8 protein-coding genes are annotated in these 10,932 nt (G+C 60.2%); 7 read left to right on the top strand and 1 reads right to left on the bottom strand.

Annotated elements, in window-relative coordinates; translation table 11 throughout:
* The 4 genes from J4G14_13305 to J4G14_13290 form a co-directional block, all read left to right on the top strand.
* Window positions 1-2,294: phenylalanine--tRNA ligase subunit beta (locus J4G14_13305; GenBank protein ID MCE2458767.1), on the top strand; the 2,294-nt coding region annotated here is incomplete at its 5' end.
* 13 nt (window positions 2,295-2,307) lie between these two features.
* On the top strand, window positions 2,308-3,492 hold the full coding sequence (locus J4G14_13300; GenBank protein MCE2458766.1) for an acyl-CoA dehydrogenase family protein: 1,185 nt from the start codon (window positions 2,308-2,310) through the stop codon (window positions 3,490-3,492).
* A gap of 298 nt (window positions 3,493-3,790) precedes the next feature.
* Complete coding sequence (locus tag J4G14_13295; protein ID MCE2458765.1) at window positions 3,791-4,441, top strand: GPP34 family phosphoprotein; 651 nt, start codon at window positions 3,791-3,793, stop codon at window positions 4,439-4,441.
* Between the two features lie 64 nt (window positions 4,442-4,505).
* Window positions 4,506-5,456, top strand: coding sequence for a hypothetical protein (locus tag J4G14_13290; GenBank protein ID MCE2458764.1), 951 nt, complete (start codon window positions 4,506-4,508; stop codon window positions 5,454-5,456).
* 92 nt (window positions 5,457-5,548) lie between these two features.
* Here the strand turns inward: J4G14_13290 and J4G14_13285 are convergent, their stop codons facing one another.
* Window positions 5,549-7,276 (bottom strand): thiamine pyrophosphate-binding protein, encoded by a 1,728-nt coding sequence (locus tag J4G14_13285; protein MCE2458763.1) that lies wholly within the window; start codon window positions 7,274-7,276, stop codon window positions 5,549-5,551.
* A gap of 128 nt (window positions 7,277-7,404) precedes the next feature.
* On the opposite strand from J4G14_13285, the gene J4G14_13280 reads away from it, so the two are divergent.
* From J4G14_13280 to J4G14_13270, 3 genes are all read left to right on the top strand, one after another.
* The gene (locus tag J4G14_13280; GenBank protein MCE2458762.1) at window positions 7,405-8,199 is read left to right on the top strand and encodes an enoyl-CoA hydratase/isomerase family protein; all 795 of its coding nucleotides are present in this window, start codon (window positions 7,405-7,407) and stop codon (window positions 8,197-8,199) included.
* 54 nt (window positions 8,200-8,253) lie between these two features.
* A complete protein-coding gene (locus J4G14_13275) occupies window positions 8,254-9,942 on the top strand; it encodes a thiamine pyrophosphate-binding protein (GenBank protein ID MCE2458761.1) in 1,689 nt (562 codons plus the stop codon).
* 373 nt (window positions 9,943-10,315) lie between these two features.
* Window positions 10,316-10,932, top strand: a 617-nt coding sequence (locus J4G14_13270) for a hypothetical protein (protein ID MCE2458760.1), incomplete at its 3' end; no start/stop codon positions are given.

Raw genomic sequence — 10,932 nt, 5'->3', positions numbered from 1 at the left:
GGCTCAAGCTGCCGACAGTGGACCTAGGGGACGGCGAGACGGCCACTGTCGTCTGTGGAGCCCCGAACGTGGCGGCAGGGCAGAAGATCGCCTTCGCAAGGGAGGGCGCGTCGCTGTACAGTCCGCGCTCCGGCAAGGTGGAGGCGCTCAAGCGCGCCCGCATTCGGGGCGTCGAATCGGCTGGAATGGTCTGCTCAGTTCTGGAGCTTGGACTTGGCGAGGACCACGAGGGAATTCTCGTGCTGGACGACGATGCTCCGGTAGGGACTCCGCTCGGGCAGTATCTCGGCGACGCCATTCTGGACGCCGAGGTCACTTCCAACAGACCGGACTGCCTCTCGATTCTCGGTGTCGCCCACGAGGTCGCGGCCATCACTGGAGAGAAGATCACCGAGCCTGACTACTCGTACCCAGAGGAAGGCCCGGACATCGAAAGCAAGGTCAAGATCGAGATAGCCGATCCCGACCTTTGCTACCGCTACACGGCCAGCCTGATCGAGGACGTGAAGATCGGCCCGTCGCCGCGCTGGCTTCAGGACACGCTCATCAAGGCCGGTCAGCGGCCCATCAACAATGTGGTGGACATCACCAACTACGTGATGCTCGAGTACGGCCAGCCGCTGCACGCGTTCGACTTCGAAAAGTGCCGGAACGCGACGATCATCGTCCGCGCTGCACGTGAGGGAGAGAAGCTGACAACACTGGACGGACAGGAGCGCAAGCTCACTCCACCAATGCTGACCATATCGGACTCCCACGATGCCGTTGGACTCGCAGGCGTGATGGGCGGAGCCAACTCTGAGATGACAGAGGAGACGACGTCAGTACTGCTGGAATCGGCGAGCTTCAACGCCGTCAACACACGGCTGACGCGCACGGCTCTCGACCTTCGTACCGACGCCTCCGACAGGTTCGAGCGCGGCATCAGATCGGCACTCGCCCCACATGGCCTCAGGCGAGCCACGCAGCTCATAGTCGAACTGTGCGGAGGCACTGCTGCAAAGGGCATCATCGACCTCTACCCTACCAAGCGCGAACCTCCGACGGTCAGCATCAGCCGCTCACGAATCCAGCAGGTGCTGGGAGTCAACTATCCAATGTCGCAGGTCAAGCGGGTGCTGGAGTCGCTCGGATTCGAGGAGAGCGAAGCCCCGGGTGGCCTGATCGACCTGATCGAGGCTGTTGAGGCCGCACCGTCCGCCGAACGCTCGGACACGCTCTGGCTCAAAGTGCCGTACTGGCGCTCTGACATATCTATAGAGGACGACCTTGTAGAAGAGGTGGCGCGTATCATCGGGTACGACTCGCTGCCGACCACAATGCTGTCGAGCGCGATCCCTCACTGGGAGCCGCAGCCGATGACGCAACTCAAGGACGTGGTGCGAGACCTGATGGCAGCCGCAGGAATGCAGGAGACCATCTCTTACTCGCCGACCACGCTGGAGAACCTGTCACGAGTAGACTCGCTCGATGAAGACAATCCGCCACTTCGAATCTCGAACCCGCTCAGCCGAGAGTGGGAGTACATGCGCACGACGCTGCGGGCCAATGTGCTGAATACGCTGGCGTACAACCGCAGTCTTGCCCAGGGCGAGGGAGTGCGTATCTTCGAGGTCGGCCGTGTGTACATCCCCAAGCCTGAGGCGAAGGAGCGAGACCTGCCGGACGAGCTTGAGATGCTTGTCGGCGTGGTCTCGGGCCCACGGTTCAGCGAGTCGTGGGTGACCGAGTCGGACGTCATGGGTTTCTTCGACGCCAAGGGCGCGCTGGAGTACGCCTTCAACAGGTTCGGCATCGAGGTCGAGTACGAGCCATCTACAGATTCGATCATGCAGACGGGTCGCATTGCCCGCATCACGTCGAACGGCGTAGAGCTAGGCGTGGTGGGCGAACTCCAGGCTCCCCTGCTGGAGAGCTACGACCTGGACGGATACCCGGCGGCGATGTTCGAGATCAGTCTCGATGCGCTGCTCTCCGTGGTCGGAGACCTGCGCCAGACGCATGTAGGCGCGAGCAGGTACCCAGAGTCCTACCGAGACCTTGCTGTAGTAGTGGACGACGAAGTGCCCGCTGCAAACATACAGCGAATCATAGACCGCCATGCGCTGGTGGTCCGCAGCGCTCCGTTCGACATCTACTCGGGCGAGGGAGTGCCGGACGGACTCAAGTCGGTTGCCTTCCGTGTTGTATTCCAGTCCGACCGCAGCACGCTGACGTCGGAACAGATCGACCACTTCCAGCGCGACATCGTCCGCCAGCTCCAGAGGGAGCTGAACGCCGAACTCAGGACCTAGCCCAGCACTGCCCATGGATTTCTCGTACGAGTACACCGAGGAGCAGCAGCGTTTCCGGGAGCAGGTGTCCGGGTGGCTGGACTCAAATGTTCCCGACAACGTCGAAGTTCTGCTCGACTCTGGGGATGCCGTGTCGACGATGAGAGAGGTTTCCGTCGAACTCGGACGCAAGGGGTGGCTGGCCCCCTCCGAACCTGCATCGGGCGGAGGAGCAGGACTGTCGCCAGATGAGACAGTGGTCATCCTCGAAGAGTTGAACCGGCGCGGCCTGTTGTGGCTGGATGATGGTGAGGCCCAGTCGCTCAGGCAGGCTATATCTGCCTGGGGATCCGGCAGTATCAGAACAGACCTGGTCAGATCACTTGCAGCAGGCGAGTGTTCTATCTGGCGACACCGGATTGCCCTGTCCCCTGCGTCCAATGGAGAGGTGGGGCTGGACCCTGACTCTGTTGGAATCATCGCAGTCCCGGATGCTGACGGCTATCTTCTCAATGGCACGGGCATGTACACCGGACTTGGGGGCAGACCTGACGTACTCTGGACGGTCGCTCTCGTCCAGCCTGAGTCCGAATTTCAGGATGATCCTCCCGAGCCCGTCTGCCTGATCGTGGACGGGGCCTCAGCTGGTATAACCTACCCGTCATTCCGAACCCTGACTGCTGCTACGCCAAGGCTGGTCGGATTAGATGACGTCTGGGTACTCCGCTCGGACGCGCTTGGGCCTGAGGGTGAGGGCCACCGGGTGCTCAGCACGAGAGTGACTCTGGACCCGCGCGCCGATCTGCCATCCTGGGTAGAGTCTGAGACCGAAGCGCTCATCGCATTTGCCCGCGAGAATGGACTCGGCGAAGACCCGATACGTGCGCTTGTACTGGTAGAAGCCTACATCGCGAGTCGTGTCTCACGCCTATTGAGGATGAGCGCCGCATGGAACGAGCAGTCCGGATCAGAGGCAGGTACGGCTGCGTCTCTGGCATCGCTGTATCGCAGGGCTGCAGCCTCAGAGTTGTCCGATGCAGCAAGGCAGGTTGTCGGCCCAACCGCCCTGCTTGCAGATACGGACCCCAGGGCTGCAGCTGGCGGCAGATTCGAGCGTGTATCTCGTCGGGAGTTGTCCGAACGTGATAGCGGCCCATCCGGCGATCCTGACCGCGAGGCAATCGCATCTGAGTTGGAGTTGGATAGTCAACCCGACTGATCTCACATCTTCTCTCTCGGTTGAACCTGTGTCAGTAACGGTAGTCAGTGTTTTCACCCTCACCCCCGGATCAAGTCCGGGGCAGGCTCTAACCATCTCTCTGAGGGCGAGGGGACATTAGATTCCGTAGGGAGGTAGATACCTACCGGATTGACACAGCTTCCTACCTGTTGATGTACTGTTGTATTGCCTGACGGTCGTTTATAATCCTTGACAGGCGCCCAACACACGAAATCCCTGTGCTCTGATATGGCAGCCTCTCCCTTAAGAGCATCCTGGTAAGGAAAGGACAAACCCAATGCTGACGCTAGTAGAGGAAATCATCCTGCTCATGCTCAACGACGAGGACGGCAGGTTCGTGCGCGTCCCAAGCTGGTCGACTGAGTATGCCATTGCTGGTGGCGTCCTGATGGACCTAGCAATGGAGAACCGAATCGACACGGACCTCGAGCATCTCATGCTTCTCGACTCCACTCCCGTAGGCGACAGTCTGCTCGATCCTGCGCTGGCTGACATCGCAAAGGGAGAACAGCAGGACGTCCGCTTCTGGGTGGAGCATGTTGCCCAGTCCGCATATGATCTCCGTGAAGGGGCCCTCTCGCGGCTGGTCGACCACGGCATCCTGGAGCGCGAGGACGAGAAGTTCATGTGGGTGTTCAAGTCCAGGCGCTACCCGACAATAGACGGCACTGTCGAGCGCGAGGTGAAGCTGCGCATCATGGGCGTGCTGTTCAGTGACGAGATCCCGGATCCCAGGGACGTAATGCTGATCTGTCTCGCGGACGCATGCGGAATCTTCAGAGAGCTGCTGTCCTCACGCGAGTCTCGCCAGGCGTCAGACCGCATCGAGCAGGTGCGCAGGCTCGACCTGATCGGGCAATCGATGACCCAGGCAATCCACGACATAGAGATGTCCATCGCGGCCTCAGTGCAGGGACACGTCTACTAGGCACGGCCACCCTTTCGACCGAAACGAGATTCTCAACGAAGCTTCAGTAGTAAGGAGACCTACCATGGGCGCGATTCTGGGCGAAGGCGACTTCAGGTACGAACATGTACTCGACTGGCACAAGCTGCCGGAAGGGGCTAGGCTGATAGAGACGCCGGGTGTCGCCGTCGACTCCCAGGATGACGTGTATGCGTTCAGCAGAAACCCTGACTTCCCGGTCATGGTGTTCAACCAGGAAGGCGACTTCGTTCGCGGTTTCGGCAAGGGCATATTCGGAGACCGTACCCACGGCATCTACGTCGGCCCAGAAGACACCATCTACTGCGTCGATGACGGCATCCACACCATCACCAAGTTCACCCGAGAGGGCGAGCTTCTGATGACGATCGGCACGACCGGCCAACCCTCAGAGATATGGAAGGGCGAGCCGTTCAATCGGCCTACCCATGCTGCAGTCTCCAGGAAGACTGGACACATCTACATCTCTGATGGCTACGGCAACTTCAATGTGCACAAGTACACCGGCGACGGCGAGTACGTTAAGAGCTGGGGCGGGCCGGGAATCGACCCGGGCGAGTTCCTCAGGCCACATAACATCGCCGTGGACGACGGTGACCGCGTCATCGTCGCTGACCGAGAGGCGCACCGCATCCAGGTATTCGACACCGACGGCAACGTGCTCGACGTGTGGAACAACATCCATATGCCCAACGGCATGACCATCGGGCCTGATGGCAACATCTATGTCGGCGAGCTTCCGGGCGCGACGCAGGCGGAACCGACGCCCCCGAGACACGGACACCGCATCAGTATCTACGACTCCAGCGGGAACCGTCTAGCTCTGTTTGGCGCCGACGATGAGGGCACGGGTTCGGGTGAGTTCATAGCTCCTCACGGCATGGGCGTGGACAGCCAAGGCAACATCTACGTTGGCGAAGTGTCCTTCACCATTCGAGGCGGTCGCATGGATCCGCCGACGGAGCTACGGAGCTTCTCAAAGCTGGCGAAGATCTAGTTTACTGTCAAACAGTCATGATGGTCGGTGAACCGCCCTTCGACTGGCTCAGGACGAACGATCTTGAGTGTCTGCGCTGGGCGGCCGATAGACTAGTCGACGAACCGGAACTGCTGAGCCGGCCTGCCGCCTTCAGGCAGGCCCATCGGCAGATGTGCATTGATAAGGAAGGGGCGCTTCTCGTCTTCGACGACGCGCAGACCTTCGGCGATGGTGTCGGAGATCTTCGATTCCTCCGTCAGGTCGGTGGCTTCCATGCCGAAGCCCTCTGCGATCTTGGTCGGGTCCATGCCGGTCAGCGCGACTCCGCCATAGTCTCCAGACTCGCGCATCTGTCCACCGGCCTGTCCGAACGCGCCTGCGACAATTCCGTATGCCTGGTTGTTGGTTATGAGGTACAGCACGGGAATCCTGTGGTGGACCGCCGTCCACAGTCCGCTGTCCGCGTAGTACAGGGAGCCGTCACCGACGAGTCCGACTACCGGCGTGTCAGGCGCGGCCAGCTTAGCGCCGATCGGGGCGCCAACCCCGTAGCCCTCAGACCCACCTGCGGGACGGATGTACATGTTGTTGCCGGGCCCGTTGTCGCCTCCGACCACGTCCTGCGGCACCGCGAACTGTTCCGTGGTCACGATTCCCCCGCCGAGACGTTCGAGTTCAGCGTCGAGCGACTCGATCAACGGCAGGGGCCGTACACGGCCATCCTGAGCGCCAACTGACCCAAGCGCCGTGCGCCGCTCGTCGCGTAGTGTAGACGCGGCCTGACGAGCCCACTGCCTGCGGTCGTCGTAGCGGCCTGGCTCAGTCTCGCTCGTCACGAGCGACTCCAGACGCTCCATTGCCCTCCCCTCATCCGCGAGGATTGCGAGGTCGAGTCCTGGCATGTTCTTCAGGTTCTCAATATCTGATCCGATGGCCATCAGGGTCGCGCCGCCACCGAAGCCGACGTAGTCCGACGCTGTACCAGCACCACCGTGACGCGAGCCGATGGAAAGGATCAGGTCGGGGTTCAGCGCCTCTACCGCTCTCTCGAAGTAGCCTGCGTGCTGAGGATGCTTGATCGGGACGCCGCGCAGGTCGTTCCGTCCCGTTGCCACAGCGGCGCCGAATCGCTCAGCTATTGCGGTCACCGCGGCCTCGGCGCCAGTCTTCCAGATGCCGTCGCCAGCGTAGATCAATGGACGCTCGGCCTCGTGCAGGGCGACCGCGACTCGCTCGATGTCGTCGTCGGACGGGTAGCCCGCCATAACAGCGGGGGTGCCGCCCTCGATAATCTCCGTACTAACCGGAGCGGAACCGAGCATGGTGTCATATACGGCCAAGTGGACCGGCCCCACTGGAGGCGTGGTCGCGACTCGTACTGCACGCTCTATCGCCGCGGGGAGACCCTCAGGCTCTACAACAGTCCAGTTCTCCTTGGTCATCGGAGCTGCTATGGACGTGGGGCCAAAGCTGTGGCTCAGGTCCAGGCTAATCCGGTCCGCGAAGCTGCCAGTGTCTCCGGCGAACGTAATGACAACCACCGGCAGGCTTCCCCACCACACGTTGATGAGCTGGCCCATGCTCTGGGCAAGACCTGCCCCAAGGTGGACGACCATAACGCCAGGGTCGGCTGCCACCTGCGTGTACCCACCGGCCATCGCCGTGACGGAGCCCTCGTGAAGTCCCAGGATGCCGTGGATGTCAGGGTGCGAGTGTAGCGTGTCGAAGAACAGCGCCTCCCTGGACCCTGAGTTGTTGAAGACGTACTTCACGCCGGAGGCAGCAAGCTGCTCCACCATGACCTGCGACGCATGTGCTGTTATCGCTCGCTTCTGCACAGTAATTCTCCCGTTAGCTAGGTTGCGCCCAATTGTATCAGCGTACGGGTGCACTCGATACTGACCACGTGATGTTGACCTGATACACTCCGCCTGTAGTGGCCAAGCACAGCAGATGGGAGCAGCTTGTGGCTCTTTCCACGAATACAGTCCTGTACGAAACGCGCAACCAGATCGCCTACATCACGCTCAACCGACCTGAGTCGCTGAATGCGCTCAGTCGCGAGGTCGGCGTCGGGCTGCGAGAGGCAGTCGACAAGTTTCGGGACGATCCGGACCTTTACGTCGCAATCCTGATTGGGAGCGGCGGTCGCGCGTTCTCCGCAGGCATGGACCTGAAGGAGCGCGCCTCGCTCGATGCCGCCGGTGACCTGGTGGAGAGCCCGATCCGAGGCAGACACGAAGCATCGTTCGCAGACAGAGGAGTGTTCAAGCCGATCATCGCGGCGATCGACGGCTTCTGCGTTGCCGGGGGACTGGAGCTGTCGCTTAAGTGCGACATAAGGGTCGCGACACGACAGTCTCAGTTCGGTCTTCCTGAGCCGCGCTGGAGTATCTTCCCAGGACACGCTGTACACAACCTCTCCCGGATGATTCCTCTCGGAGAGGCGCTAAACATGATGCTCACCGGAACGAGAATCGACTCCGGGCGGGCTTACCAGATCGGGCTGATACAGCACCTCGTCGAGGACCGGACTGAGCTACTCGCCAAATGTGACGAGATAGCCGAGGAGATCAAACTCTGCGGGCCGCTCGCTATCCAGGGAATAAAGCGTATCGTCTACGGGGCAAAAGACCAGCCTGTTGAGTTCTCAGTCCGACTTGGCGCACCAATTATGGAAGACGTTCAAGCGTCCGAAGATGCTATAGAAGGCCCTCGCGCCTTCTCGGAGAAACGCCGACCGGTCTGGAAATCCAGGTAGGACAGTCAACGTCCCATCAGACCTTAGTTATAAGTACCCGTTGGAGGTATCCAAATGGCCCAGGTAGAAGGAAGCGCTCTAGTAACCAAGTCGATTGCCAATGAGGGCATCACCACCCTGTTCGGACTCGCGGGCGGTCCTATAGTAGAAGTGATGGGGTACGGTCCCAGCCTTGGTGTGCGTCCGATTGGGGTGCGCCACGAGCAGGCGGCGACATTCGCGGCGACTGCGTACGGCTACGTGAGGAACGAGGTCGGTGTGGCAGTGCTCGCTGCAGGCCCTGGAGTCACCAACGGAGTAACCGGCGCGCACGTTGCGTTCGACAACTGTATGCCGCTCCTGATCATCGGCGGGTCGGGCCCTCAGCACGGTCGCTACTCCGGCACATTCCAGGAGACCGACAACGTCCCCATGTTCACGTCGATAACGAAGATGGCCGTACAGGTGGACAGCGCAGCGCGCATCCCGGAGTACATGTCGATGGCTTTCCGAAAGGCCAAGACCGGAAGGCCGGGGCCAGTGTACCTTGACCTTCCGTCTGACGTCCTCCAGGAGATGGTGGACGAGGAGTCGGTGAAGTGGCCTACAGGCTACTATGCGAGTTCTCCTCCCCAGGGAAACCCGGATGAGATTTCCAAGGCCGCCGAGCTTCTGCTCAACGCGGAGCGTCCGGCAATGATAGTAGGCAAAGGAGTCCGCTGGTCTGAGCCGGTCGAGCAACTGACCGCGCTGGTGGACACGCTTGGTATGCCGTTCCTGCCGTCGCCGATGGGACGCGGGTTCATCCCTGACGATCATCCCATGAACTTCAATGCCGCTCGCAGCACCATTATGCAAGGGGCCGACGTGGTCCTCGTCGTTGGCGCTCGGCTCAACTGGATGTTCGACTTCGGACGCAGGTTCGCGCCAGACGCCAAGATCATACATATAGATATAGAACCTGAAGAGATCGGACTCAACAGGGCGGTGGACGTCGGTATCATTGGCGACGCGGGTCAATCCCTCAGCCAGATACTGACAGAGCTCGATGGCCGAACGGAAGGCATGAGGGACAGGGCCGAAGAGGGCCCATGGCTCAGCGAGCTCCGGCAGAAGGCCGAATCCAACGCGGAGTCCATTCAGCCCTTCCTTGAGGCCCCCACAACTCCGATACGCACCTACCGTTTGCTCAATGAGGTCAGGCAGGTCTTCCCAAGGGACACGATATACAGTGTGGACGGTCAGATTACTCTCGCCACTGGGCGGCAGGTGCTTCCGTCCAACACGCCTGCCAGTCGTCTGAACTCGGGCACAAACGGCTGCATGGGTGTCGGAGTGCCGTTCGCCGTGGGTGCGAAACTTGCCCGGCCCGATGTCCCGGTCGTCAGCGTGAACGGTGACTGTGCCTTCGGGTTCAACTCGATGGAGATGGAGACCGCCGTGCGTCACAACCTGCCCATAGTGTTCATCGTAAACAACAACTCCGGCATAGTCGGAGGCAACCTGGAGTCGCGCATGGGCCTGCCAGACGACTACGGCGAGCGCGTTGCACGGTACGTCCAGGACGTGCGTTACGACAAGATGATGGAGGCATTCGGGGGTCACACCGAGTATGTGACTGATCCGGACGACCTCCGTCCCGCCCTTGAGAGGGCCTATGCGGCCAGCATGGAAGGTGCGCCTTCGTGCGTGAACGTAATTACGGACCCAATGGAGCAGATGATAACGCGCTCGAACCGAGCCAGCGCCCTGATGGGTTACTAATGCGTTCTGACCTTTGTCTTAAAAACAATTGACTTGCCGTGCAGACTGCCTTACCTTTATACGGACACCGTACGCAGTGCATCTAAATGGAGGCCAATGCAACGTCAGCAGGCCGTGTTTCCGAACCTGATTTCCTCAGAAAGTGGCTTACGGATACGCCTGCCGAGACCTTGACAACGACTCTTTGCAAGGTGTACAAATCTTAGCGGTTTGATAATCTAAGTGAGGCGCAGATGCAGGCAACTGCCGCATCCTGTCAAAAATCGGAATGGTACTCCTCGGGAGGGGCACACCCCCTTTCGGGTATTAGTGTGTTTACCAGCCAAATGGTCATCATCCATCTTTAGTCACGGAGACCTAAGGGGGTAGTTAAGTGAACAGTAAAACGCGGTTTATACCACTAGTGATAATCGGGGCTATCCTCTTGTCCCTGCTCGCCATCGTTCCCGCGTTTGGCGCGGACGAGGTGGGGTTCATAGACCCCGGCGACATTAACGCCGACGGGACGCTCTCGGACTCCACACCGGACGATCAGGACTGGGCCCGGCAGGGCGGACGCATCGGTTTGATGCTCTCCGATGATGGACTGGATACGCCGGTAAGGCGCGTACTGATTCCCAGCATCGACGCCCGCATGGCCGGCAGAGGCGATGTAAACGCTCACTCAGACACGATCACCAATGCAAGTGTTTCCGGTCTGAGCGGAGATGACTACATCCTGATCGGTGGTAACACCGTCCGGCAGGTCGACTCGGTTACCACAACCGACGGAGACACGACGATAAGCGTTGACAAGGCCTTCGGCTATGGAATGTCAAATGCTGAAATCTATCGCATCAATGACTCCGTAACCAACCTGAGTCCCTGGGACGACAACTACTCCTCCTATGGTATGGCGGAAGTAATTGGTAGTGGCCAGGCAAGCTTCAGAGCCTCCAGCAATGCTTCTCGCTACAATGCCCAGCACGCCATAGTTGACAGCGATGTGGG

The organism is Dehalococcoidia bacterium (genome assembly GCA_021295915.1).
In the GTDB taxonomy this organism is placed as follows: Bacteria; Chloroflexota; Dehalococcoidia; order Lucifugimonadales; family UBA1123; genus VXRN01.
This window is presented reverse-complemented; position numbering and strand designations above follow the sequence as displayed.